The 25370-nt window shown below is 72.3% G+C and carries 22 protein-coding genes and 1 pseudogene; 9 read left to right on the forward strand and 14 right to left on the reverse strand.

The window, feature by feature from the left end; translation table 11 throughout:
- Positions 1-5 precede the first annotated feature (5 nt).
- The gene (locus tag IM697_RS27510; RefSeq protein WP_194038795.1) at positions 6-1439 is read right to left on the reverse strand and encodes a S8/S53 family peptidase; all 1434 of its coding nucleotides are present in this window, start codon (positions 1437-1439) and stop codon (positions 6-8) included.
- Between the two features lie 148 nt (positions 1440-1587).
- Between IM697_RS27510 and IM697_RS27515 the strand changes: the two genes are divergently transcribed.
- Complete coding sequence (locus tag IM697_RS27515; RefSeq protein ID WP_194049892.1) at positions 1588-4155, forward strand: CHAT domain-containing protein; 2568 nt, start codon at positions 1588-1590, stop codon at positions 4153-4155.
- 203 nt (positions 4156-4358) lie between these two features.
- On the opposite strand, the gene IM697_RS27520 is transcribed toward IM697_RS27515, so the two are convergent.
- Positions 4359-6185, reverse strand: coding sequence for a LuxR family transcriptional regulator AbsR2 (locus tag IM697_RS27520; RefSeq protein WP_194038796.1), 1827 nt, complete (start codon positions 6183-6185; stop codon positions 4359-4361).
- 95 nt (positions 6186-6280) lie between these two features.
- On the opposite strand from IM697_RS27520, the gene absR1 reads away from it, so the two are divergent.
- On the forward strand, positions 6281-7366 hold the full coding sequence (gene absR1 / locus IM697_RS27525) for a beta-glucuronidase AbsR1 (RefSeq protein WP_194038797.1): 1086 nt from the start codon (positions 6281-6283) through the stop codon (positions 7364-7366).
- A 201-nt stretch (positions 7367-7567) separates the two neighbouring features.
- Positions 7568-8140 carry a MarR family winged helix-turn-helix transcriptional regulator gene (locus tag IM697_RS27530; protein ID WP_194038798.1) on the forward strand — a complete coding sequence of 191 codons (573 nt, stop codon included), beginning with the start codon at positions 7568-7570 and terminating at the stop codon, positions 8138-8140.
- Between the two features lie 8 nt (positions 8141-8148).
- On the opposite strand, the gene IM697_RS27535 is transcribed toward IM697_RS27530, so the two are convergent.
- The 10 genes from IM697_RS27535 to IM697_RS27580 form a co-directional block, all read right to left on the reverse strand.
- The gene (locus IM697_RS27535; RefSeq protein WP_194038799.1) at positions 8149-8853 is read right to left on the reverse strand and encodes a gamma-glutamyl-gamma-aminobutyrate hydrolase family protein; all 705 of its coding nucleotides are present in this window, start codon (positions 8851-8853) and stop codon (positions 8149-8151) included.
- Positions 8850-10340: an aldehyde dehydrogenase gene (locus IM697_RS27540; protein WP_194038800.1), complete on the reverse strand. Its 1491-nt coding sequence runs from the start codon at positions 10338-10340 to the stop codon at positions 8850-8852. The genes IM697_RS27535 and IM697_RS27540 overlap by 4 nt, the downstream gene beginning before the upstream one ends.
- A 101-nt stretch (positions 10341-10441) precedes the next feature.
- Positions 10442-11893 (reverse strand): APC family permease, encoded by a 1452-nt coding sequence (locus tag IM697_RS27545; RefSeq protein WP_194038801.1) that lies wholly within the window; start codon positions 11891-11893, stop codon positions 10442-10444.
- 170 nt (positions 11894-12063) lie between these two features.
- Positions 12064-12708: a TetR/AcrR family transcriptional regulator gene (locus tag IM697_RS27550; protein WP_194038802.1), complete on the reverse strand. Its 645-nt coding sequence runs from the start codon at positions 12706-12708 to the stop codon at positions 12064-12066.
- A gap of 62 nt (positions 12709-12770) precedes the next feature.
- Entirely contained in the window at positions 12771-13616 is an 846-nt protein-coding gene (locus tag IM697_RS27555) for a fumarylacetoacetate hydrolase family protein (RefSeq protein WP_194038803.1), read from the reverse strand.
- Complete coding sequence (locus tag IM697_RS27560; RefSeq protein WP_194038804.1) at positions 13609-14532, reverse strand: 3,4-dihydroxyphenylacetate 2,3-dioxygenase; 924 nt, start codon at positions 14530-14532, stop codon at positions 13609-13611. Before IM697_RS27560 ends, IM697_RS27555 begins: the two co-directional genes overlap by 8 nt.
- Positions 14525-15988 (reverse strand): aldehyde dehydrogenase, encoded by a 1464-nt coding sequence (locus IM697_RS27565; RefSeq protein WP_194038805.1) that lies wholly within the window; start codon positions 15986-15988, stop codon positions 14525-14527. The genes IM697_RS27560 and IM697_RS27565 overlap by 8 nt, the downstream gene beginning before the upstream one ends.
- Positions 15989-16022: 34 nt before the next feature.
- Complete coding sequence (locus tag IM697_RS27570) at positions 16023-16829, reverse strand: acetoacetate decarboxylase family protein (RefSeq protein ID WP_194038806.1); 807 nt, start codon at positions 16827-16829, stop codon at positions 16023-16025.
- 19 nt (positions 16830-16848) lie between these two features.
- Positions 16849-18057 carry an NAD(P)/FAD-dependent oxidoreductase gene (locus IM697_RS27575; RefSeq protein ID WP_194038807.1) on the reverse strand — a complete coding sequence of 403 codons (1209 nt, stop codon included), beginning with the start codon at positions 18055-18057 and terminating at the stop codon, positions 16849-16851.
- Between the two features lie 5 nt (positions 18058-18062).
- Complete coding sequence (locus IM697_RS27580) at positions 18063-18251, reverse strand: ferredoxin (RefSeq protein ID WP_194038808.1); 189 nt, start codon at positions 18249-18251, stop codon at positions 18063-18065.
- A 350-nt stretch (positions 18252-18601) separates the two neighbouring features.
- On the opposite strand from IM697_RS27580, the gene IM697_RS27585 reads away from it, so the two are divergent.
- Together IM697_RS27585 and IM697_RS27590 are read left to right on the forward strand one after the other, a co-directional pair.
- The gene (locus IM697_RS27585) at positions 18602-19921 is read left to right on the forward strand and encodes a glutamine synthetase family protein (RefSeq protein ID WP_194049893.1); all 1320 of its coding nucleotides are present in this window, start codon (positions 18602-18604) and stop codon (positions 19919-19921) included.
- Between the two features lie 16 nt (positions 19922-19937).
- Complete coding sequence (locus IM697_RS27590) at positions 19938-21206, forward strand: cytochrome P450 (RefSeq protein ID WP_194038809.1); 1269 nt, start codon at positions 19938-19940, stop codon at positions 21204-21206.
- Here the strand turns inward: IM697_RS27590 and IM697_RS27595 are convergent.
- A complete protein-coding gene (locus IM697_RS27595; protein ID WP_228044192.1) occupies positions 21193-21564 on the reverse strand; it encodes a BBE domain-containing protein in 372 nt (123 codons plus the stop codon). The genes IM697_RS27590 and IM697_RS27595 overlap by 14 nt on opposite strands.
- 298 nt (positions 21565-21862) lie before the next feature.
- On the opposite strand from IM697_RS27595, the gene IM697_RS27600 reads away from it, so the two are divergent.
- Positions 21863-22603, forward strand: coding sequence for a class I SAM-dependent DNA methyltransferase (locus IM697_RS27600; RefSeq protein ID WP_194038810.1), 741 nt, complete (start codon positions 21863-21865; stop codon positions 22601-22603).
- A 3-nt stretch (positions 22604-22606) separates the two neighbouring features.
- Here IM697_RS27600 and IM697_RS27605 read toward each other — a convergent pair whose 3' ends face one another.
- Positions 22607-23065, reverse strand: a complete 459-nt coding sequence (locus tag IM697_RS27605) for an RrF2 family transcriptional regulator (RefSeq protein ID WP_194038811.1) — start codon at positions 23063-23065, stop codon at positions 22607-22609.
- Between the two features lie 151 nt (positions 23066-23216).
- Here IM697_RS27605 and IM697_RS27610 point away from each other — a divergent pair.
- The 3 genes and pseudogenes from IM697_RS27610 to IM697_RS27620 all read left to right on the forward strand — a co-directional run.
- A pseudogene (locus IM697_RS27610) lies at positions 23217-23664 on the forward strand (sulfate ABC transporter substrate-binding protein); the annotation flags it as partial.
- Positions 23665-23698: 34 nt separating this feature from the next.
- The gene (locus tag IM697_RS27615; RefSeq protein WP_194038812.1) at positions 23699-24487 is read left to right on the forward strand and encodes an ABC transporter ATP-binding protein; all 789 of its coding nucleotides are present in this window, start codon (positions 23699-23701) and stop codon (positions 24485-24487) included.
- Positions 24474-25367 (forward strand): ABC transporter permease, encoded by an 894-nt coding sequence (locus tag IM697_RS27620; protein ID WP_194038813.1) that lies wholly within the window; start codon positions 24474-24476, stop codon positions 25365-25367. Before IM697_RS27615 ends, IM697_RS27620 begins: the two co-directional genes overlap by 14 nt.
- Positions 25368-25370 lie beyond the last annotated feature (3 nt).

A 25370-nucleotide genomic window follows, 5' to 3' on the forward strand; every position in this document is an offset into this window, starting at 1 on the left:
GACCCTCATGACCGAGGAGCCGGGGGTGTGACGGCGGCAGGACGCCAGGTGGCGGGGCGGAGCGCCGGAACGTGCGCCCCCCGCACCTCCGCGTACCCGGAGTGCGCCGCGAGCATCTTGTACCGGGCGACGCGCGGGTCGCTCTCCTGCTGCGCGGTCATGTGGGCGGCGATCAGGCCGGCGACGAGCGGGGTGGAGAACGAGGTGCCGCTCCAGTGCGCGACCCCCTCGAACATCACCTGGTCCGGCTTGGCGTTGCCGCCCTCCTCGCTCAGCACACCGGTGTGGCGCGGGGACTGGCAGGTGCAGGCGTAGCCGAAGCCGTAGCGGCAGGCGTCGTAGGTGGAGTGCCGGTAGACGTACGGCACGGGCGCGTCGAAGCCGGTGAGGACGCCGGTGAGGCGCTCGCCGGGCGCGTACACCTTCACCCAGGGGCCGTGGTTGCTGAAGCAGGCGCCGAACTCGCCGTCGGTGCGCAGGGCGCCGACCGACACCACGGCGTCCTGGTAGTCGGGCAGGTCGGCGTAGGCGGCGGGCCAGAACGGCGTGGCGCTGCCGTTGTTGCCGGCCGCCGCAACCAGCAGGGTGCGCTGTTCCCGCAGCTCCCGCATGAAGGCCTCGACGCCGAGCAGGCCGTCGGTGCGGCCGTTGGCGGTGCCGGCGGAGAGGCTGAGGATGTCGGGCCAGCCGCCGTCGACGGCCTCGAAGAGCTTCTCGCCGAACTCGGACTCGAGGATGGCGCCCGCGTCGGTGAGGCTGTTGCGGACCGTGACGTCGGTGTTGGGCGCGACGGCGGCGACGAGCCCGGCGATGAACGTGCCGTGGCCGACGTACTCCTGGAGGATGCCCTGGTCGTCGCACTCCCTGAGCTGGGCGTCGCCCTCGGTGTGGGCCAGCAGCGGGTGGGACCGGTAGTCGTGCATGAGGCCGGTGTCGACGACGAGGACGCCGACGGCGGTGTCCGCGTCGTAAGTGCCCTCGGCCGCCGCGGGGTTGAGTCCCTCGGCGCGCCGGGCGGGCGCGGGCTCGTCGCCGGGGCAGGAGTTGACGCCGCCCGTGATCCCCACGAGGTGGTTGCGGCTGACCAGCCGCCGTCCGGCCCGGCCCTCCGTCTCCCGCAGCGCGCGCAGGGCGTGCGCCACGGTGCGGTCGCCGCTGCGGTCGCCCTCGCCGGGGTCGCCGACCTTGATGCGGGTGATGCCCGAGCGGTTGGTCTGCGGACCCGCGCGGCGCACATTGTCCTGAACCAGGTCGGGCTCGGCGGTGAAGTGCGCCCGTACGGTGTCCTCGACGAGGCGAGCGTCGTCACCGTCGCGGACCAGCACATAGCCCTTCTCGTAGATGAACTCGGCCGAGTCGTCCGGTCCCATCGCGAGCGGGACGTCGGGCATGGAGCGCTGGATCAGCTCGAACTGCTCGTGGAATCGCTGTGGTGCCATGGCGTGTCCTCCCCCTGAGGCGACGTTCTTCAGTCAGAGCCGTGGGGCCGGCGTTTGATACAGCGCCAAACCCGTGTGGCACGGTTCCGAGGCAACTACCATCCGTGGAGTGACAGCGGGAAGCGACTCGGTTCTCGAACTGCTGCCGATGGTGTTCGCCGCCCCGAACGACGCGCTGGCGAGGGCGGAAGGGGTGCTCGACGCCGATCCGTCGCCGTTGCACGCCTCCGTCGCCCATCAGGTGATCGGCATCTGGCAGCGGGACTGGGGCGACATGCGCATCGCCCTCCATCATCTGCGGCGCGCCCGGGACTTCGCGGCACGCGCGGAGTCGGCCGACCGGGAGGCGGATGTCCTGGCGGCGCTCGGGGTCGCGTTGGTGCATGCGGGGCGCACTCAGCAGGGGCTCGCCGCGCTGGAGCGCGGGATCGAGCGCGGCAGCGGACACACCCGCGCCCGGGTGCTGTTCCGCCGGGCCTACGCCCGCTGGGTCCTGGGCCGGCACCGGGAGGCGCTGGAGGACGTACGCCGGGCGATACCCGTGCTGCGGCAGGTGGACGACGTCATCTGGACGGCGCGGGCGCTGACCCTGCGGGCCACCGTGCATCTGACGCTGGGCGCGGTGGACCGGGCGGACGCCGACTTCACGGCAGCGGAGGCGCTGTGGGACACCACGGGCCAGGAGCACGACAAGGCCGACGCGGTGGAGAGCCGGGGGCTCGCGGCGTTCCGGTCGGGCGACATCCCGGTGGCGCTGCGGCTGCTGGACGAGGCCGAGGAGCGGTACGCCAAGCTCGGCACGCCGACGTTCATGCTCAACATCCGCCGCTGCGAGGTGCTGATGGCCGCCGGGCTGGCCCCGGAGGCGCTGGCCGAGGCGGACGGGGCGATCGCCGTGCTCGACGGCATCGGCGGCCAGTCCACCCGCAAGGCCGAGCTGCTGCTGGCCGCCGCGCAGGCCGCCCGCCTCGCGGGTGACGCGCACACCGCGATCGCGCGCGCCGACATGGCCGTGCGCCTGTTCGCCGGGCAGCGGCGCAGCTGGTGGGAGACGCATGCCCGGCTGGTGCTGATCGAGGCGCGGGTGGCCGCCGGGCGCAGTTCGGGCCGGCTGGTGGCCGACACGGCGGCGGTCGCCGACCGGCTGGCGTCCTTCGGCGCCCCGGCCGCGCCGGAGGCGTCGCTGCTCGCCGGCCGGATCGCGCTCACCCTGGGCTGGCGGGCCGACGCCGAGCGGCATCTGGGCGTCGCCGCCCGCAGCCGGCACAGCGGGCCGCCGCTGGCCCGGGTGACGGGCTGGGCGGCGCAGGCGCTGCGGGCGCGGGCGGCCGGTTCGGGGCGGGGCGTCCTGGAGGCCTGCCGGCGCGGCCTGGACGTGCTCGACGCCCACCGGATGACGCTGGGCGCCTCGGAGCTGCGTGCCCGCGCCACCGCTCAGGGCGCCGAGCTGGCCGCGCTGGCCCAGCAGGCCAGCCTCGACTCCGGCAGCCCGCGCCGGCTGCTGGTGTGGAGCGAGCGCTGGCGCAACACCGCGCTGTCGACGCCGCCGACCCGGCCGCCGGCCGATCCGGAGCTGCAGAGCGACCTGACCGCGTTCCGGGAGATCGCGGCGCGCGCCGAGGAGGCGCGCCGGGACGCCCGTCCGATTCCGGCGCTGGAGCGCGAGCAGCGGCGCCTGGAGCGCGAGATCCGCTCCCGGACGTTGCACCTGCGCGGCGACACGCCCGGCGACGGCCACCGCTTCGACCCGGTCCGGCTGCTGCGGCGGCTGGGCGACGACACGCGGCTGGTCGAACTCGCCGTGCTGGACGGGCGGGTGCAGGTGCTGCTGTGCGGGCAGGGGCGGGTGCGCCGGTTCGAGGCCGGGCTGCTGGCCGAGGCGGAGCGGGAGACCGAGCACGTCCAGGCCGGGCTGCGGCGGCTGGCCCACCCGGGCGCGGAGGGGCGGCTGGCGGTGGTGGAGGCCGCCGGGCGGCGCCTGGAGGAGTTGCTGCTGGGCCCGGCGGCGGCACGGCTGGGCGACGGTCCGGTCGTGGTCGTGCCGCCGGCCCGGCTGCACCGGGTGCCGTGGGCGCTGCTGCCGGCGCTGCGGGAGCGGGTGCTCAGCGTGTCGCCGTCGGCCAGCGGCTGGCTGCGCGCCCGGGACACCGAGCCGCCGCCGGGCGGCCGTCAGGTGCTGGTGCGCGGTCCGGGGCTGGCGACGGGCGGCGCGGAGGTGCCGCACCTGGCCGGACGGTACGGCGGTGCCGTCGTCCTGGAGCACGCCGAGGCGCGGGTGCCGCGCGTGCTGGAGGAGCTGGACGGAGCCGCGCTGGCCCATATCGCCGCGCACGGCACGTTCCGGGCGGACGGCCCGTTGTTCTCGTCGCTGCGGATGGCCGACGGGCCGCTGATCGTGCACGACTTCGAGCGCCTGGACCGCAGCCCGTACCGGATCATCCTCTCCTGCTGCGACACCGCCCGCTTCGCCTCCGTGGGCGCCGACGAACTGCTCGGCCTGGTGACCGCGCTGCTGCCGCTGGGCACGGCGGGCGTGGTGGCGTGCACGGCTCCCGTCAACGACGCCGCGGTGGTCCCGCTGATGCTCGCGCTCCACAAGGGTCTCGGCGAGGGCCGCTCCCTTGCGGAGTCCCTGCGCGACGCGCGGGCGGCCCTGCCGGGGGATGCGCTGCATCGGGCCACGGGGTGGGCGTTCTCGGCGTTCGGGGCGGCGTGACGCCGCGCTGGGCATGAACCGGCGGGTTCTGCCGAGCGGAAACCGGGACGTGCGCCGGGTCGCAGGCCACGCGGACTCGGCGACGTCCCCGGGGCCGTGGCGGGCGAGGCGCGCGTGTCGCCTCACCCGTCGGCTCGGCGCCCCCCGACCACGGCGGATCGGCACGCGGATCACACCGGCCGCTCCGGCCCCTCCGGGACGGCTCACGCCGACTGCGTGTCCGGCAGTTCCACCAGCCACGGGAGCGCGCCGCGGTCGCTGGCGCCGAGGCGGGCGTAGGCGCTGTAGAGGTGGTTGCCGACCGTGCGGACGGACAGGGTGAGCTTCTCGGCGATCTGCCGGTTGCTCAGGCCCTTCGCCGCGAGCGTGACGATCTGCCGTTGACGGACGGTCAGTTCGCCGAGGACCAGTCCGGACAGGGCCGGGGTGCGCGCCCCCTGGCAGCGGCGGGCCAGGGCGACGGCACGCGTGCGTGAGGTGCGGGCGGCGCGCGGGTCGCGGTGGGCGCGTACGGCCTGGGCGTGCGCCTCCGCCGCGAAGAGCAGGAAGCCGCGCTCCCGGAGCCGTTCGGCCACCCGGTCGAGGGCCGGGCCGTCGGCGCGGGCGAGGGCGTCGGCGTGCTCGGCGAAGACGCCGGTCAGGCGGCCCGCGGCAGGCTCGGGGACGCCGAGGCGGACGGCGTCGTAGACGTCATCGCCGACGATCGCCTCGGCCGCCTGGCCGGCCTCGCCGCGGACCGCTGCCGGCCGGGTGACCGCCCCACCCCCGTCGGGGCGGCCACCCAGGATCTGGTGCGCGGCGGTCGGGTCGCCCGACTGCACCGCGGCGAGGGCGAGTTCGCGACGGCAGGACGGGTCGGCGCCGTCGGCCCGCAGCCCCTCCCGCGCCCACGCCGCCGCCTCCCGCAGCTCACCGCGCAGCCGCGCGAACCGGGCGCGCACGGCCGCGTATCCGGCCGGTACCGGCGCGCCCTCCGCGACCAGCCACTCCCCCACGGGCGTCGGCATCGCCCGTACGTCCGCCCGCTCGATACGACGGCTCAGCGCGGCCCGCTCGGCGTCGACGGCGGGGCCCCACTCCTCGGGCGTACGGGACAGCCGCCTCGCCCGCAGCCTGCCGGTCGCCGCCCGCAGCACCGGACCGTGCAGGGGGTGGGCGAGGCGGACGGCGCCCCGGTCGTCGACGTGGACCAGGGCGTCGGCCTCCAGGTGTTCGAGGGCGCGCGGATCGAGCCGGTCCTGCTCCATGTCCAGCGGCAACGGCTCGGCGAAGGCGAGGCGTTCGAGGATCTCGCGCTGCTCGGGGCAGGGGCGGTCCAGGACGGGTGCGGTGCGCTCGCGCACGGTCGGTGTCAGCGGCACCGGGCCGCGCCACGCCCATTCGTCGGCGCCCGGGACCCGGCTGAGCAGCCCGCGCTCGCGCACCGCGCCCACCAGGTCGCGCAGCAGCCTCAGGTCGCCCTGGCACAGGCGGTGCAGCCGGTTGACGGTGAGCGGTTCGAGGCCGGCGCCCGCGGCCTCGGCGGCGAGCAGCAGAGCCGTCTCCTCGCGGGGCAGCGGCTCCAGGGTGAGGCGGGGCAGGAGTTCGCCGGTCCACAGCCGGGTGATCGCGCCCGGGGCCCGGGCGCCGTCGGCGGTGACGACCAGGAGACGGGTGCGGCCGTGCACGGCGAGCTGGTGGACCAGGGCGGCCGAGGCGTCGTCGAGCAGATGGGCGTCGTCGACCAGCAGCAGCCGTACGCCGGACAGGTGCTGGAACGCGATGTGCAGGGAGGCCGTCTCGGGGACGAGGTGTGCGAACGCGGCGAAGCGGACACGGCGGGTCCCGGGGGTGCCGGCCACCCGGGCGCAGTCGGTGCCGCGGACGGCCTCGGTGACGAGCCGGGTCTTGCCGCTGCCGGCCGGTCCCGTGATCACGATGCCGTGCCGGCCGGCGCTCAAGGCGCCCCGGACCAGTTCGAGTTCGTCCTCGCGGCCGGTGAACCGCCACGGCAGTTCCAGGGTCTTCGCGTCGCGTTCGAAAATCGTCACGGCAATAGGAGCGCCGTGACTCACCTCTGATACACGCGTACTTGAGTAGCCCTCGACTCAGGCGCCCGGCGCGGCCCCACGGCAACCTGTTCGCCATGACCGCTCGCTACTGCTCCCTCGCGCAGCAGTCGGCGCCCGCCTTCGCACCGGGGCTGGCCGCCGAGCGGCTCAACGCGCTCATCAGCGGGCACCGGATGTGGGTCAACGGCACGGTGCTGCACTACTACTTCTTCGACCGGGACTCCGACGCGTCCTCGATCCCGGACCCGGAGACCGGCGAGACCCGGCGCGTCGCGTGGGCCGGCAGCAAGGAGCAGCAGGACGTCGTACGCGAGTGCTTCCAGGAGTGGCAGGGCCTCGGCATCGGGCTGTCGTTCCAGGAGGTGCGGGACCGGTCGGAGGCCGAGCTGCGGATCGGGTTCCAGCTCGGCGACGGGTCCTGGTCGACGGTGGGCAAGGACTCGCTGCGGATCGGCCTGAACGAGCGCACCATGAACTTCGGCTGGGACCTGACGGTGCCCGGCGAGCGCGGGACGGCGCTGCACGAGATCGGGCACGCGCTCGGCATGCTGCACGAGCACCAGAGCCCGTTCGCCGGCATCCACTGGGACGACGAGGCCGTGTACGCCGATCTGGCGGGCCCGCCGAACTTCTGGAGCCGGGACAAGACGTTCTTCAACATCCTGCGCAAGCTCGATCCGAACGAGGTCAACGGTTCCGTCTGGGACCCGCACTCGATCATGGAGTATCCCTTCTCGGACGGGCTGATCCTGGAGCCGGAGCAGTTCCGTGCGGGCCTGAACCCGCCGGGTGTGCTGTCCAGGGCCGACAAGGAGTTCGTCCGCCGCTGGTACCCGCCCACCGAGGCCCCGGGACCGCGTGAGCTGGTGCCCTTCCGCTCGGTGCCGCTGCGGCTCGGCCCGGCCGAGCAGGCCGACTTCGTCATCGAGCCGCCGGAGACCCGCGAGTACACGCTGGGCACCTTCGGCGACAGCGACACGGTCGTGGTGATCTTCGAGGAGCGGGACGGCGAGCCCCGCTACCTCACCGCCCAGGACGACGGGGGCACCGCGCACAACGCCACGCTCAAGGCCCGTCTGGTCAAGGGCCGCCGCTACTTCGTCCGGGTGCGCCTGTACGCCAACTGGGGTTCGGGGGAGACAGCGGTCATGTGCTGGTGACGGCACGGATCCGCTGCCGCGTACGGGGATCAGAGTCCGCAGTCCGGCGCCGGGGGAAAGGGCCGGTGCACGCCGCCTTCGGGGGAGGGCGACGTGCACCGGCCGATCCATGTCCCGCCGGACGGGCGATGCCCCTCACTCCGTACAATTTGGTCCCGAACGACATCGCGTTCCGACGCGCCCGCGGCGAAGGAGTGTGCCATGCCCGGCCAACGATCGATCACCGCTGCCGAGAAGCTGGCCGAGGCCAAGCTCGGCGGCATCCCGCTGCACCGGGAGCAGATGGCGGTCGTCGCCAACATCTACCGCGCGGCCTCCACGGTCCGCCAGCACCTGGAGAACTCCGTGCTGCGCGGGGCCGACCTGACCTGGACGGCGTTCGTGGTGCTGTGGGTGGTCTGGGTGTGGGGCGAGTCGGAGACCCGGCATGTCGCGGAGGAGGCCGGGATCTCCAAGGGGACGCTCACCGGCGTGTCGCGGACGCTGGAGGGGCGGGGCCTGCTGAAGCGGGCCGGGCACCCCGGCGACGGCCGGCTGGTGCTGCTCAGCCTCACCGAGGAGGGCGAGGCGCTGATGCGACGGCTGTTCCCGGCGTTCAACGAGGAGGAGGCGTTCGTGGCGGGGCGGCTGAGCGAGGCGGAGTGCCGCAGCGTCGCGGACGGGCTGCGCCAGGTGGTGCTCCAGGTCGAGGAGCAGGGCGAGGAGCGGCGGCTCGCCCTGCTCGACGGTGCCGAGCCGGCGCCTCGGCGCAGCGGGCGGCGGCCGAAGGCCTGAGAGCCTGTTCAGCGGCGCTCGTGTGCGGCCGCCCGCACCAGGGCGTCGAACAGTCCCTGCTGGGACTCGTCCCGGTGCGCGGTGTCCTCGGGGTGCCACTGCACGGCCGTGAACCACCCCTTCGCGCCCGGGAGTTCGACCCCCTCCACCGTTGCGTCGGCGGCGCGCGCGGTGACCGTGAGTCCCTCGCCCAGGCGGTCCACGCGCTGGTGGTGGTAGCAGGACGCCTCCGCCTTCTCGGCGCCGGTGGACTGTTCCAGCAAGGTGCCGCGCTCGATCGCCACCGGGTGCACGAGGTGCCGGTGTTCGCGATCGGGGCCGCCCATGTCCTGCTCCAGCGTGCCGCCGAGCGCGACGTTCACGACCTGCATGCCCCGGCAGATCGCCAGCAGGGGCAGGCCGAGGTCCAGTGCCCGGCGGGCGACCGCGAGATCGAAGGCGTCCTGGAGTTCGTCCACGTCGTAGACGGCCGCGTGGGTTTCGGTGGCGCCGTAGCGGTGGGGAGCGAGATCGCCGCCGCCGGGGAGCAGGACGCCGTCGAAGCGGACCAGGCGGGCCGCGACGTCTCCGGCGGCGGGGTGGACGCCCGCCGGTTCGCCGCCCGCTCGCCACACCGCCTCGATCAGGGCGCGGGCGTTGACCTCGGCGGCGTACCGGAGGGCCGAGGTGGTGGCGGAGAAGCGGGCGGGGATCGCGATCAGGGGGCGGGTCACAGCTGGATCCAGGTGGTCTTGAGCTCGGTGTACTTCTCCAGGGCGTGCACGGACTTGTCGCGGCCGTTGCCGGACTGCTTCATGCCGCCGAAGGGGACGGTGAGGTCGCCCTCCTCGTAGCAGTTGACCCAGACCGTGCCGGCCTTCAGGGCGCGGGAGACGCGGTGGGCGGTGGAGAGGTCGGAGGTCCACAGGCCGGCGGCGAGGCCGTACTCGGTGGCGTTGGCCAGCCGTACCGCCTCGTCCAGGTCGTCGAAGGCGAGGACGGACAGGACGGGGCCGAAGATCTCCTCGCGGGCCAGCCGCATCCCGGGGTCGACCCGGTCGAAGACGGTCGGCTCCAGATAGGTGCCGCCGGACTCGGCGAGGGCGCGCTCACCGCCGGTGCGCAGCCGTGCCCCCTCGTCCCGACCGGTGCCGATGTGGCCGAGGACGCGGCCGAGGTGGGCCTCGCCGACCAGGGCGCCCATCTCGGTGGCCGGGTCGAGGGGGTCGCCGACCCGCAGCTCGCGCGCCCGGCGTACGACGGCCTCGGTGACGCGCTCGGCGACGGAGGAGTGCACCAGGAGCCGGGAGGGGGCGGTGCACATCTCGCCCTGGTTGAAGAAGATGCCCCAGGCCGCGGTGGCGGCGGCCCGCTCCAGGTCGGGGGCGTCGGGCAGGACGAGGTTGGGCGACTTGCCGCCGAGTTCGAGCCAGACCCGCTTGAGGTTGGAGTCTGCGGCGTAGTGCAGGAAGTGGCGGCCGACGGCGGTGGAGCCGGTGAAGGCCAGGACGTCGACGTCGGGGTGGAGTCCGAGGGCGCGTCCGGCGACGGGGCCGTGGCCGTTCACGACGTTGAGAGCGCCCGGCGGCAGGCCGGCCTCGGTGGCCAGCCGGCCGAGCAGCAGGGCGGACAGCGGGGAGTTCTCGGACGGCTTCAGTACGACCGTGCAGCCGGCCGCGAGCGCCGGGGCGACCTTCCAACTCGCCAGCGTCAGGGGGAAGTTCCAGGGCACGACGGCCCCGACGACACCGGCCGGCTCACGGGTGACCAGGGCGAGGGCGTCGGGGGCGGTGTGCGGGGACTCGTCGGTGAGCTTGTCCGCGAGCTGGCCGTACCAGCGGAACGTGTGGACGGCGGCGCGCAGTTCGATGTCGTACGCGTCCGTGATCGGTTTGCCCATCTCCAGGCTGACGGTCAGCGCCAGTTCCGCGCGCCGTTCCTCCAGCAGGTCGGCGAGGCGCAGCAGCACCCGGCCGCGTTCGACGGGCGCGAGGCGTGGCCATGACCCGGCGTCGAAGGCCCGGCGGGCGGCCGCGACGGCGGCGTCCACCTCGGCGGCACCCGCGTCGGCGACCTGGGCCAGCGCCTGTCCGTCCCGGGGTGAGACGACCGCGAAGGCCCCTCCCCCGCCCGGCTCGTCGGCGCCGTCGATGTGATGGGCGCCGGACAGTTCCAGGGACTTGGCTCGACGCAGCCACTCCTCGTGGGAGACGGCGGGCATGCGGGACCTCCAGATCAGACTCTTCGATGTCGACGAAATGGCCGCACAGGGACGGCCGCCGCCATCCGGCCGGGGTTCCGCGACCGGATGGCGGGCGGGCCCTACGGACGTGCCGAGCGCGTCAGCCGACCCGCGACGACGCCCAGCACCAGCACGGCCGGGACCGTCAGCTGGAGCCATACGGCGGTGGTGCGGTCGCCGCCGATGAGGGTGGTGAAGTTCTCGACGATCAGCCAGAGGGCACCGGCGATTCCGACCGCCCCCAGCGCCGGGGCGATCAGCGTGTTCCACGGCCGGGTGTCGAGGCGCTCGCGCCGGAAGAAGGCGACGACCGAGACCGAGGTCAGGAAGTACAGGAGCATGATCGACAGTACGGCGATGCCACTCCCCCACGAGAACAGGGTGAGCACCGGATCCTTGCCGGCCAGGGCGAACGGGATCACCAGCAGGACGGCGATCGATGTCTGCACGAAGCCCGCGACACCCGGCGAGTGCCGGCGGTTGACCGCCGACAGCCCGCGCGGCAGGAGGCCCTCGCGGCTGAGCGAGAACAGGTAGCGGTTGGCCGAGTTGTGGAAGGCGAGGATGCCGGCGAAGAGCGAGGTGGCCAGGAGGACGGGCAGGACGTCGTTGACCCAGGTGCCGAACTCGGCGGCGATCGGTGCGAAGACGAACGCCGTGGAGTCACCGCCCTCCAGCGCCTGCCCGGCCGCTCCGGCCGCGTTCGAGGCGCCGTAGGAGGAGATCAGCATCCAGGAGGCGAAGGCGAAGAAGCCGGTGACGAGGGCGACGGCGAGATAGGTGGCCCGGGGCACCGTCCTGCGGGGCTCGCGCGCCTCCTCGCCGTAGATCGCGGTGGCCTCGAAGCCGATCATCGACGCCACGGCGAACATCAGGGCCACGCCCGGCGCCCCGTCCAGGGCCGCACCGGGCGAGAAGGTGTCCGCGAAGCCGAGCCCCTCGGGCCCGCCGCCCTTGGCGAAGGTCACGACCGCGAAGACGCTCAGGATGCTGAACTCGGCCAGCACGAACACGGCCAGCACCTTGGCGCCCATCTCGATGCCCAGGGCGCCGAGGACCTGCACGATCGCCATGGTGACCAGGGCGCACACCCACCAGGGGACGTCGGCGCCGGTGTGGTGCGCCAGCAGACCGCTGACCGTGGCGCCGTACAGGCCGTACATGGCGGCCTGGATCGCGCAGTACGCGAAGAGGGCGATGCCGGCGCTGCCGTTGCCGATGTTCCGGCCGAGCCCCTTGCCGATGTACCGGTAGAAGGCCCCGGCGTCCACCACATGCCGGCCCATGGCGACGAAGCCGACGGAGAACAGCAGGATGATCACGCCCGCGGCGAGATACGCGGCCGGGGCGCCGGCCCCGTTCCCGATGGCCACGGCGATGGGGACGGCGCCCGCGACGCCGGTCAGCGGCGCCTGGGCGGAGAGGACGAAGAAGAGGATGCCCAGCACGCCGAGGGAGTTGGGCTTGAGCTTGCCTGCGGTGGAGGCGTCGGGCGCGGCCTGTCTGTTCGGGACCGCTGTCTGACTGTCCACTCGGATCACCTGCCAGGAGAAAGGGGACTTCGTTTCAGGCCAAACGAGTTGCCTCATGGTGGGCTGGAACTATCCGTTTGGCAAGGGGGGTGCCGAGAATTGCCGAGAATTGATACGGCAACGCGAGTGGACCCCGGGCCACAGCTCCCCGGGGTCCTCAAAACCGCAGGTCAGCTGGCGTTCTCGGGTGCCTCGTCGCTGTCGGCCGCCAGCAGCCGCAGCAGGCCCCGCAGCTCCTCGATCGCGGCGTCGGTGGTCTCGGGCTCGCCGAAGACGAGCTGGTGCAGCACCAGCCCGTCCAGGGCGGCGAACACCAGCCGGGTCAGCGGGCGGCCGGCGGCGTCGGGCAGCATGCGGGACAGCTCGCGCTCGGTGGCGTCGAAGTAGTCGTCGTACAGGGCTCGGATCTGCGGGAGCAGCTCGGGGCGGCGCCGGGCCTCGAGGAGCAGCTCGTACTGGAAGGCCTGGATGTCCGGGTCGGCCATCACCATGTCGGAGACGCCGACCGAGAAGTCGGCGACCTTGCCGGTGCCCGGTTCGAGCGCGCTGGTGTTGAGCGAGGTGCGGATGGCGTGGGCGAGGGCCTCCTCGATCAGCGCGTCGCGCGACCCGAAGTGGTGCACGACCAGTCCGTGCGTGGTGCCCGCCTCCTGTGCGACCGCCCGGTAGGTGAGCTTGCGCAGCCCGCCCCGCGCCACGACCCGCACCGCGGCGTTGAGCAGGGCCTCGCGGCCCTCGCCGTAGTTCATGCGCCGGCGCGGCTTGCGGCCCTCGGAGCCCTGGGGTCCCCCGGCTCCCTCGTCGGATGCGGTCATGTTCGCGACCTTACCCGCAGCCTCGGACACCGCCGCACGCTCGGCCCCGGCCGTACGCACGGTCAGCGCTTGGGCGGGCGGATGCCGCGGAACTCCCAGTCGCCGCCGAGCGCGGTGGACAGGACCTCCTCGGACTCGGTGGGCTGGGCGCCGACGTCGGCGCGGATCGGGGTGGGGCCGGTGACGATGTGGTTGGTGAGCCGGCCGAGGCCCTCCACCTCCACCTCGACGACGTCGCCGGGCTGGACGGGGCGGGAGTTGGCGGGGGTACCGGACAGGAGTACGTCACCGGGGTGGAGGGTGATGGTGCGGGCGATGTCGGCGACGAGGTAGTGCATGTCCCACTTCATCTCGTCGGTCGAGCCGTCCTGGACGACCTTTCCGTTGACATAGGTGCGCAGGCTCTTGCCGTGGAAGTCCCAGTCGGTGACCAGGCCGGGCCCGAGCGGGCAGAGGGTGTCGGAGCCCTTGACGCGGAGCATGGAGCCGGCGTCGGTGTCCCGGAAGTCGTGCAGCCCGTAGTCGTTGGCGACGGTGTAGCCGGCGATGTACTGGCCCGCCTCGGCCGGGGAGATGTTGCGGGCGGTCTTGCCGATGACGATGGCGACCTCGCCCTCGTAGTTGAGCCATTTGCAGCCCTCGGGGCGGACGATGGCGCCCCGGTGGGAGTTGAGGGCCGAGGTCGGCTTGTGGAAGTAGGTCGGGGTGTCGGGCAGGCCGATCCGGAACTCGTCGACCCGGCTGCGGTGGTTGAGGTGGACGGCGATCACCTTGGAGGGCACGACCGGCGGCAGGTGCTGAGCGTCGTCGGTCTTGACACGGCGGCCGTCCCCGGCGACGAGTTCGTCGCCGTCGACGGTGACCTGGACGGCGGCGCCGTCGAGGAGGATGCGGCGGTACTCAGGCATGGGCGGGCTCCTGGTTGGTCGTGGTGGGGGTGGCGGTCCAGCCGCCTTCGGGGCGGTCGAACCAGAGGTGCGCCTGACCGGTGCCGACGGAGTTCTCGTACTCGCCGTACTGGCGGGCCCTGGCGACACAGGCCTGCTCGCCGAGGGCGCCGGCCATCATCAGGTAGTGGAAGAACTTCGCCTCGGGCTTGACCTTCCAGAACTCGTCCATGGTGTCGAGAACCTTGTCGTGACGGCCCTCCTTGAACCAGGCGATCCGCTCGTGGTCGGCCTCGCGGGCCTGCGGGGTGAAGATGTGCACCGGGTCGCTGGCCTCGTGGTCACGCAGTTCGCGCAGCGGCCAGAAGGTGTGCGACAGCGCCCCGGAGGCGATGAGCAGGACCCGGCGTCCCGGGGTGGCGGCGATGCCGTCGGCCAGGGCCCGGCCGAGGCGCAGATGGTCCTCCATGTCCCCGGTCTGGCAGACGCCGATGGTCACCCACCGCTTGTCGGGCAGTCCCTCCCCGAGGAACTTCCACAGGTTGATGGTGGCGTAGTAGATCGGCAGGTAGTCGTCGTCGATCGCCGTGATCCAGGTGCCATGCTTGTCCGCGAACTTCTCTACGTTGCGGGCGAGTTCGGGGTCGCCGGCGAAGTCGTACGGCATCCGGCACATCCCGCGCGGCAGCTCCTCGGAGGTGAACAGCCCGGCCCGGCGCGCTTGCGCGGTGACGACGAACTCCACGGTGGTGGCCCAGTGGGAGTCGAGGACGACGACGGTGTCGTAGTCGTCGCGCTCGAAGACGTCCCTGCGCAGCTGTTCCAGACCGGTGACGAGGGTGATCTCCTTGCCCTCGTTGAGCTCCAGCCGGTCGGCCTCGGGCAGCACGATGGTGGGGACATGGGCCAGCAGCCCGGCCCCGACGATCTCACCCATGGTCCTTCCACCCCTTCGGTGCGGTGACGGTGTTCTTCAGGTCGCAGTAGAAGTCGAAGCTCCAGGTGCCGCCTTCGCGCCCGACGCCGGACTGGCGGGAGCCGCCGAAGGGCGCCTGCAGGTCACGTACGAAGAAGCAGTTGACCCAGACCGTGCCCGCGACCAGCTGTGCGCTGACGCGTTCGGCGCGCTGGGGGTCGCCGGTGGCGAGGGTGGCGGCCAGCCCGAACCGGGTGTCGTTGGCGAGCCGGATCGCCTCGTCCTCGTCGGCGAAGGTCTGCAGGGTCAGGACGGGGCCGAAGACCTCCTCCTGCACGATCTCCGAGTCCTGGGCGACGTCGGTGAGCAGCGTCGGCGCGTAGTACTGGCCGCCGTTGCGATGCCCGCCGATGACCGCGCGCGCTCCCGCGTCGAGCGCCCGCCGCACGAAGCCGTCGATCTTCTCCAGCTGGCGGGGGTGGATGTTGGGCCCGATGTCGGTGGCCTCGTCCCGGGGGTCGCCCTGTGTGAGCGCGGCCGCCTTCTCGACGAACCGGCGGGTGAACTCCTCGGCGATCGGCTCCTCGACGAGAAGACGCGTCCCCGCCAGGCACACCTGCCCGGCGTTGTCGTACTGCTCCACGGCCAGATCGACGGCGAGATCGAGATCGGCGTCGGCGAACACCAGCAGCGGTGACTTGCCCCCGAGTTCGAGGCTGAGCGGCGTCAGGTTCGCCGAGGCCGACGCCGCGATACGGCGGGCGGTGGGCACCGAGCCGGTGAAGCTGATCCGGCGTACGTCCGGATGCGAGGTGAGGGCGTCACCGACCTCCGAGCCGTAGCCCTGGACCACGTTCAGCACCCCGGCGGGCAGCCCCGCCTCGGCGGCGATGTCCGCCAGCAGCGAGGCGGTCAGCGGGGACCACTCGGCGGGCTTGAGGACGACCGTGTCGCCGGCCGCGAGCGCCGGCGCGACCTTCCAGGTGGCCAGCATCAGCGGCGCGTTCCACGGGGTGATCAGCACACAGGGCCCGGCCGGGTCCCAGCTGACATGGTTGGTGTGGCCGCGCGTCTCGAAGTCCTCGTGCTCCAGCTTCAGCAACCAGTCGGCGAAGAAGCGGAAGTTGTGGGCGACGCGCGGCATGACGCCCCGGCGGTGGGAACGCAGCAGTGCCCCGTTGTCAGTGGTCTCGACGATCGCCAGCTCTTCGATCCGCTTGTCGACCCCGTCGGCGATCGCGTGCAGGATGCGGGCGCGTTCCGCGCGGGAGGTGGCCGCCCAGGCGGGGAACGCGGCCTTCGCGGCGGCCACGGCGGCGGCCGCCTCCGTGGCCGCGCCACGGGAGATGTCGCCGATCGTGCAGCCGTCGATCGGTGAGACGTCCGGGAACGTCTGTGCCGAGGCGACGCGCTCGCCGCCGATCCAGTGCCGGGTATCGACGCTCACCCCGGCAACGGTGATGGTGTGTTCGCTCATGGTCTGCTCCTGCGGTCTCACTGGGTGGCGGGGTCTACTCGGCGTCGGAGGTGCCGGATTCCAGCAGTCGGCCGCCGTCCCAGACGACGCCGACCTGGCGGTAGTAGGCGGCGATCGGCTCGCGGACCTCCAGCCGGGCCAGCTCCTCCGTAGGCGCCTCGAACAGCTCCAACTCGGCGTCACCGACCCACGGTTGACCGCCCTCGAAGGAAGCCGCCCCGGACTCGATCAGCTCGTCGAGCGCAAGCCCCTTCCCCTTCTCGATCGAGGGAAGCCACCGGTGATGGGCCATCGGATGCCCGTTGACGAACCCGTTCGTCTCCGCCGGCTCCCGCAGCGTGACCACGGCCTGCGCCAACCGCCGGTCCGCTGCGGCCAGCGTCGCCCCGAACCGTGCCCCCGCCTCGATCCGAGGAGCGGGACCGAACGGATGCGGTCGGGTCTGGTGGATGGACCCGAGCTTCTTGGGATACCCCTGGTGCAGCCCGCGCGCGATGGCGAAGTCCTTGTCGACCCAGATGTGGACGCACCGCGAATAGGTCCGCCCCCGGTACTTGCACCGGACGACGGCGAAGGCCTCCTTGTACTGGGACAGCACGGGATCGAGCAGTTCGGCCCCCGACTGAGCGCACGACTGCCAGTCGGCCCAGATCAGCGCCACCGCACCGGGATCCTCGTCGGCCGGTTCCAGCGGCTCGGGCAGCAGTTCCCGCACGCGCGCCGGATCCGTCCGGTACTCGACGGTCAGCAGGTCACCCGAGTAGCGCCAGGGCGGCGACGGAATCAGCGACGAGGCACCACTCGCCGTCTTGGGATGGAAGTAACCACGGACTGAGGACATGACGGGTTCCTTATGTTCCTTATGCGGTGAGAGCGGGCTGCTTCAGCAACTGGGCGCGACAGCGGGCGGCCCCCATGGCGGCGCCGTGTCCACCGAGCGCCACGACGCCGACGAGGCGGCCGTCGACGTGGTAGCCCACCAGGACGTCGCCGGCGGGGTCGCCGTCCAGGACACGTACGTCGTCGAGGCCGAGCACGGGCGCGCCGAAGGACTGCAACCGGAAGTCGTGCTGGTCGCTCCAGAAGGTGGGCAGGGGCGCGAAGGGAGCCGGGTCGGGTCGGCCGCCGGCCAGATGCGCGGCCAGGGTGCGCGCCGCGTGCTTGGCGGTGTCGGTCGGGATGGACCAGTGTTCGACGCGGCGGGACACACCGTCGTAGCGGGCGTTGGGAAAGCGGGCCACGTCACCGACCGCCACGACCTCGGGGCGGCCGCCGACCCGCAACTGCTCGTCGGTCAGCACTCCGTCGGTGAGGTCGAGTCCGTTGCCGTCCAGCCATTCGGTGTTGGCGACCGAGCCGACCGACTCGACGACCACGTCGGCCGGCAGCACGGTGCCGTCACTCAGCACGACGCCGGTGACCCGTTCCTCTCCCTCGAACCCGGCGACCCCGGTGCCGAGTGCGAAGCGCACCCCGCGCTGCTCGTGCCGCCGCAGCAGGGCCCTGCCGAGCAGGTCTCCGAGCGGCCCGACCATGGGCAGGGGCAGCGGGTCGACGACGGTCACCTCGCGGACACCGAGTCCTACGGCCGTGGCGGCGACCTCGCAGCCGATGAAACCGGCGCCGACCACGACCACGCGGGCGGCGGGGCGGGTCAGTTCGTCACGCAGTTCCCGTGCGTCGGCGATCGTGCGGACGGTGTGGCGTCCCGCGAGCGGGCCGGGGCAGCGCAGTCGCCGGGGCCGCATGCCGGTGGCGACGACCAGTCCGTCGTACGGCAGCTCCGAGCCGTCGTCGAGTGCGACGGTCCGCTCGGCCAGCCGCGAGGCGACGACTCTCGTGCCCAGCCGCCACTCGACGTCGGCGGTGGCCGCCTTCGGGGTGAAGGCCAGCGATGCGAAGGGCGCCTTGCCCGCGAGGACCTCCTTGGACAGCGGAGGCCGGTTGTAGGGCATGTGGGGCTCGTCGCCCACGACGGTGATCGCGCCGGTCCAGCCGGCCGCGCGGAGCTGTTCCGCCGCGCGCAGGCCGCCCATCGAGGCGCCGGCGACGACTACGCGTCCGGTCACGGGGTTCAGCCCTCGATCCGGATGGCCTGGAGCGGGCAGACGTCGGCGGCTTCCTCGACCTCGTCGCGCAGCGTGTCGTCGGGGTCGGAGACGTGGACCAGGTGTCCGTCGTCGTCCATGGAGAAGACGTCGGGGGCCGCGAAGACGCACTGGCCGTGGTCCTGGCACTTGTTCATGTCGACTACGACCTTCATGGCCGGTCCTCCTGGGAGTGAGGGCGTCGGAGCGGTGACGAAGGGGGTGAAGGGCCCGGCCGGCCTGCGGCCGGGCCCTTGCCAAAGGGACGCGAGAGCCGCACCCCTGACTCGTTTGGCTTCAAACAACATAGGAAGCGGCGGGACCCTGGTCAATACCTGTCCAGGTGGATAAATTTTTGGGGCCGCCCTCTTGCGGGACCACGAATCCTGTCCATACCGTTCGGACTCAAACGACGAAGTAGCGGCCCCGTGGCGGCCCGTGCACAGGTCGTCGGCACACCCCCTCCCCCATCCGCCCCGAGGAGACATCGGTGAGCGATCACGACATCCCAGACATCCGCCGGCACATGGAGCGGCTCACCGCCGAGGATGTGGACGTGGTCCGGGTGATCTATCCCGACCTCATCGGCACCGACCGCGCCCGCGACGTGCTGGTGGACCATCTGCCGTCGGCCTGCGCGCACGGGCTGGCCTTCTGCCGGGCCGTCTACCACACCAGCCCGCAGGGCGACGTGGTCCCCGTCGCGGGCGGCCTGGACGCCGGCCTGCCCGACGTGACCGTGCGCCCCGCCCTGTCGACCCTGGCCGTGCTGCCCTGGGAGCCCGGCGTCGCCACCTGTCTCGGCGAGGTCACCGACCCGGCGACCGGCGCCCCCGCCCCGGAGTCGCCGCGCGACCTGCTGCGCACGGTGCTCGCGCGCTGCGCGGAGCAGGGCCTGCGTCCGATCGTCGGCCCCGAGCTGGAGTACTTCCTGCTCGAGCCCGCCCCGGACACCGCCACCGGCTGGCGCCGCTCACCCGAGACAACGGGCGCCGTCTACACGGCCGGGCTGCGCGCCGATCCCGACAACCATCTGCTGCGCACCCTGCGGCACCTGCGTGACCTGGGCCTCGGCGTCGTCACCGGAAACCACGAGTTCGACGGCGGCCAGTACGAGATCAACCTCACCCACTCCGAGGCGCTGGACGCGGCCGACCGCTCCTTCCGCTTCAAGGCCGCGGTCAAGGAGCTGGCCCGCAAGGAGGGCCGGCTCGCCACCTTCATGGCCAAGCCGTTCGGGGACGCGGGCGGGTCCGGCTTCCATCTGCACCTGTCGTGCGACGACGCCGACCACCGCAACGCCTTCGACGACCCCGCGGGCGCTCACGGTCTCTCGGCCACCGCCCGGCACGCGATCGCCGGCATCGTCGCCCACGCTCCCGCCCTCGCCGCGCTGCTCAACCCGACCGTGAACTCGTACAAACGGTTCGGCCCGGACACCCTCGCGCCCTGGCTGATCGACTGGGGCCTGGACAACCGCAGCGCCATGGTCCGCATCCCGCCCGAGCGCGGCGCGGGCGCACGCCTGGAGCTGCGCCTCGGCGACGCGAGCGCCAACCCCTATCTGGCCGTCGCCGCCACGCTCGCCGCCGCGCTCCTCGGCATCCGGGCCGGTGAGGAGCCCCCGCCCCCGCTGGAGGGCTACGGCTACGACACCGCCCGATCGGCGGTGCTGCCCACCGATCTGTCCGCCGCGCTGGACGCGCTGGAGGCGGACACCGACCTGGCCGAGCTGCTCGGCAAGGACTTCACCACCTCCTATCTGACCTACAAGCGCAACGAGGTCGAACGCTTCCAACGGCACGTCACCGACTGGGAGTTCACCGAGTACGCCTACCACCTGTGACCTTCTGGAGCCATCGATGACCTCCGCCACCGAGCCGATGCCGCTCGCCGACGTCAACCTCGCCGACCTCGACAACTTCACCGACGGTGTGACGCCCTGGCGCATGTTCCACACCCTGCGCCACGAGGACCCGGTGCACTGGCAGCCCGAGGAGGCCCCCAACTCCGGTTTCTGGGCGGTGACCCGGCACGCCGACATCGCCCGCGTCGACCGCGACCCGGAGACCTTCACCTCGACGAGGTTCGTCAACCTCGAAGAGGTCGACGACGACCAGATCAACAAGCGCGCCTCCATCCTGGAGATGGACGGCGTCCGGCACCGCGCCCTGCGCAGCGTCATCCAGCGGCAGTTCGGCGCGAGCGTCATCAACAGCTACGCCGACTTCCTGCGCGGGCTGACCGCGACGACCCTGGACGCCGCCCTGGCCAAGGGCACCTTCGACTTCGTCGCCGATGTCTCCGCGGACTTCCCCATCAACGTCCTCGCACGGCTGCTCGACGTGCCGCCGGAGGACAACCAGCAGCTCATCGACTGGGGCAACCGCATCATCGGCAACACCGACCCCGACTACGCGGATGTGCTGCTGCACAGCGAGGAGAGCGAGAAGTACCGCGATCTGCCGTTCCGCTCCCCCGCGTCCGTCGAGGTCTTCGAGTACGGACGGGAACTGGCCCGGCAGCGGCGCGGCGGCGACGGCACGGACCTGATCTCCCGGCTGGTCAACACCATGCCGCGCGACGGCGTGCCGCTCTCCGCACAGGACTTCGACAACTACTTCCTGCTCCTCGTGGTGGCCGGCAACGAGACCACCCGGCACACCATCTCCCACTCCATGCTCGCCCTCCTCCAGCACCCCGAGCAGCTCGCCCGCCTGAAGGACGACCCCTCCCTGATCCCCACGGCGGTCGAGGAGTTCCTGCGCTGGGCCTCCCCCGTCTACCACTTCCGCCGCACGGCCACCCGGGACGTCGAGCTCGGCGGCAAACAGGTCAAGGAGGGCGACAAGGTCGTCATGTGGTTCGCCTCCGGCAACCGCGACGAGAAGGTCTTCGGCAACCCCTACGACTTCGACGTCACCCGCACCGACAACGACCACGTCACCTTCGGCAAGGGCAGCCCGCACCTGTGCCTGGGCAACCTGCTCGCCCGCACCGAGATCCGCATCATGTTCGAGGAGCTGATCCCGCGCATCGCCGGCATCAGGCTGGCCGGCGACGTCCCCCGCGTGCGCTCCAACTTCGTCAACGGCATCAAGAAACTGCCGGTGGAGGTCACGCTCGCCTGATCGACAGGGCGTGGTGGAAGACGTCGCGCGGATCCCACTTCGCCTTGACGCGCTGGAGGCGGCGGTGATTGTCGCCGAAGTACAGGGTCTGCCAGGGAGCGCCGGTGTTCCGGGCCGGGTCGGCGAGGTCCGTGTCCGGGTAGTTGATGAACGCGCCGTCGGCCGCCGCGGGGGCGCCGCCGGTGTCGGCGTACAGGTCCTCGTACAGCTCGCGCAGCCAGCCGATGTGCCGGGCGTCGTCCTCGGGGTCCTCCCAGCCGTTGACGTAGAACATCTTGATGCTCGCGTCGCGGTGGGGTGTCGCGGTCGCGTCCGGGGCCACGGTGTTGACCTTGCCGCCGTGGGTGTAGAGGCTCACGCCGCCGCCCGGGTGGTCGTGGTCGGTGCGGGTCAGGCCGGTCCGGGTGGGGCGGGCAGGATGTCCCGTGCCCGTCCTGGGCCGCCGTCGTGGCGATCAGGCCGCCGCGCAGCATGTTCCTTCGACTTAATGCGCTCATTGTGTCTCCTCGCCTCGCTCGCGTCAGTCACGAAGCTAGGTCGCCGGGACGCCGAGGGCAGTCGTCCCAGCCCCCCCGGTCGCGGTGGTGCCGGCACCCGTGTCGACGCCCGCGGAAATTCGGGTGCCGCGGCAGGGGGGCAGGCAGTACGGTCCCGGCGTGACCGATGACGACGGCTACTTCGGAGAGAACATCGCGGCCGGCTACGACGATGAGGAGTCGGACGTGTTCCGCCCCGACGTGGTGGGCCGGACGGTCGACCTGCTGGCCGAACTCGCCGGCGACGGCGCGGCGCTCGAACTCGGCATCGGCACCGGCCGTATCGCGCTGCCGCTGGCCGACCGGGGCGTGCCCGTGCACGGCATCGACATGTCCCGGGCGATGGTGGACCGGCTGCGCGCCAAACCCGGCGGCGACGCCGTCGGGGTGACGATCGGGGACTTCGCGACGACCCGGGTGGCGGGCGAGTTCACGCTCGCCTACCTGGTCTTCAACACGATCAACAATCTGACGACCCAGGACGCCCAGGTCGACTGCTTCCGCAACGCCGCCGACCATCTGCGGCCCGGCGGCCGCTTCGTGGTCGAGGTCGGCGTACCCGATCTGCGACGGCTGCCTCCCGGGCAGCGCGCCGTACCGTTCCACATCAGCGACACACACTGGGCGTTCGACACCTACGACCCCGCCACCCAGGCGATGAGCTCGAACTACGTCACCATCGTCGACGGCCGCGCCGAGCACTCGTCCATCCCGTTCCGGTACGTGTGGCCGTCCGAGCTGGACCTGATGGCGCGGCTCGCCGGCCTCCGTCTGCGCGACCGCTGGGAGGACTGGACGCGCGAGCCGTTCACCAGCGAGAGCGGCAAGCACGTGTCGGTGTGGGAGAAGCCTGCCGACTGAGCGTCAGGGGTTCGTCCACGCCTCGGGGTCGTTCGCGAGGCCCAGTACGTCGTCGGGGAGCTTGGCCGCGGCCACATCCGCCAAGGTGACCTCGCCGAGGATCTTGCGGACGTTGGCGCGTACGGCGATCCACAGCGGCAGCAGGGATTCCGCGGGGCCGCTGTAGGAGAGGTCGGGCGGGCGTACGCCGCGCACCGAGACCAGGGGGCCGTCCGCGACGCGGATCACGTCGGCGATGGCGATCGAGCCGGCCGGGCGGGCGAGCCGGTAACCGCCCTTGCCACCGCGCTGGCTGACCACGAGCCCGCCCCGGCGCAGATCACCCAGGATGCCCTCGAGAAACTTGTGCGGGATGCCCTGCGCCTCGGCGATGGCCTCGGCCTTCAGCGAGGTGTCGTCCCCTGCCGCGGCCAACTCCAAGGTCGCCCGCACCGCATAGTCCGCTCTGGCCGAGATCCGCATGCCGGGATTATCCCTCACCCGCGGTCCACTATGTGAACAAGCCCTTCGGGTGCGCGCAACCTTCTGCCACTATCCCCATCAACCAGGTAGGAAAACTAGGAAACTGTGAGGTGGCTATGCGCGCCCTCGTCGTCACAGCGGCGCTCGCCGTGCGCTCAACTCCGGCTCCGTCGACATCGCCTGGATCGGACCCTCGCCCGCGGTCAACGGCTACACCAAGGCCGGTGGCGACAATCTGCGGATCATCTCCGGTTCGGCGTCGGGCGGCGTGAAGCTGGTCGTGAACCCGGAGAAGATCACTCAACTGGGTCTCCGGGCAGGGCTGGAAGGTCGACGCGGAGAGCGGCCAGGGCGACTGGCCGGACACCGACACCGGCAAGCCGCTGCCCGCCGATGTCATCGACCCGGCGTGGACGTCGGTCCAGGTCACCGACGACCCGCTGGCGGCCACGCTGCGCACCGAGGCCGAGCACGCCGTGCAGGCCGGGCTGCTGCAGCAGCCCGACCTCAAGGGCATCTACGACCTGACCCCGCTGAACAAGGTCCTCAAGGCCGAGGGCGAACCCGCGGTCGACGACGCCCACCTCGGCGTCGAATAAGCCCCGTTCCCACAGTTCTCAGGAGGTGACGACCATGGCAACCGCCCTCGCCAAGGCCGCGGACACGGACGTGTCCGCCGCGCACGCCGCCCGCATCGACCACGTGTCGAAGTCCTTCACCGGCCCCGCCGGCAAGCAGCTCGTCCTCGACGACATCACCCTCGACGTCGCACCCGGCGAGTTCGTCACCCTCCTGGGAGCCTCCGGCTGCGGCAAGTCCACCCTGCTGAACCTGGTGGCCGGCCTCGACCGGCCCAGCACCGGCACCATCACCACCGACGGCCGCCCGGCCCTGATGTTCCAGGAACACGCCCTGTTCCCCTGGCTGACCGCCGGCAAGAACATCGAACTCGCCCTCAAACTGCGCGGCATCGCCAAGACCGAACGCCGCGAGCGGGCCGAGGAACTCCTCGAACTGGTCCGCCTCAAGGGCGCCCACGGCAAGCGGGTGCACGAACTGTCCGGCGGCATGCGCCAGCGCGTGGCCATGGCCCGCGCCCTGGCCCAGGACAGCAAGCTGCTGCTGATGGACGAACCCTTCGCCGCACTCGACGCCATCACCCGGGACGTGCTGCACGACGAACTCACCCGCATCTGGCGCGAGACCCAGCTGTCGGTGCTGTTCGTCACCCACAACGTCCGCGAAGCCGTCCGCCTGGCCCAGCGCGTGGTGCTGCTGTCCTCCCGGCCCGGCCGGGTGGCCCGCCAGTGGACGGTCGCCATCCCCCAGCCCCGCCGCATCGAGGACGCCGACGTGGCGGAACTGTCCCGACAGATCACCGAAGAACTGCGTGGGGAGATCCGCCGCCATGGCCAGCACTGACACCACCGCCAAGGACGGCTCCGAGGACCTGGCGGGCGTTGAGGCCGGGCTCGACGCGCTGGACTCCGTACAGGTCGGCCGTACGCCGCTGCGCGAGACCCTGATCCGCAAGGTGCTGCCGCCCGTCACGGCCGTCGCCCTGGTCCTGGCGGCCTGGCAGTTGCTGGTGTCGACCGGGGCGGCCGGCGACCCGACCAAGCTGCCCGCGCCGTCCGACGTGTGGGGCGAACTGCGCGCGTCCTGGCTGCAGGGCACCCTGCACGAATACATCTGGACCTCCGTCTCCCGCGGCCTGCTCGGCTTCCTGCTCGCCCTGGCCATCGGCACCCCCCTGGGCCTGCTCGTGGCCCGCGTGAAACTCGTACGCGCGGCCATCGGACCGATCCTGTCCGGCCTGCAGTCCCTGCCCTCGGTCGCCTGGGTACCCCCCGCCGTCATCTGGCTGGGCCTGAACGACCGCATGATGTTCGCCGTGATCCTGCTCGGCGCCGTCCCCTCCATCGCCAACGGACTGGTCTCCGGCGTCGACCAGGTACCACCCCTGTTCCTGCGCGCCGGCCGCACCCTCGGCGCCACCGGCCTCAAGGGCACCTGGCACATCGTGATGCCCGCCGCACTGCCCGGCTACCTGGGCGGCCTGAAACAGGGCTGGGCCTTCTCCTGGCGCTCACTCATGGCAGCCGAGATCATCGCCTCCTCCCCCGACCTCGGCGTCGGCCTCGGACAGCTCCTGGAGAACGGCCGCAACACCAGCAGCATGTCCATGGTGTTCTTCGCCATCCTGCTCATCCTGATCGTCGGCATCGCCATCGACCTGCTGATCTTCAGCCCGCTGGAACGGCGGGTACTGCGCAGCCGCGGTCTGCTGGCAAGGAGCTGAACG

The sequence above is a fragment of the Streptomyces ferrugineus genome (assembly GCF_015160855.1).
Lineage (GTDB): Bacteria > Actinomycetota > Actinomycetes > Streptomycetales > Streptomycetaceae > Streptomyces > Streptomyces ferrugineus.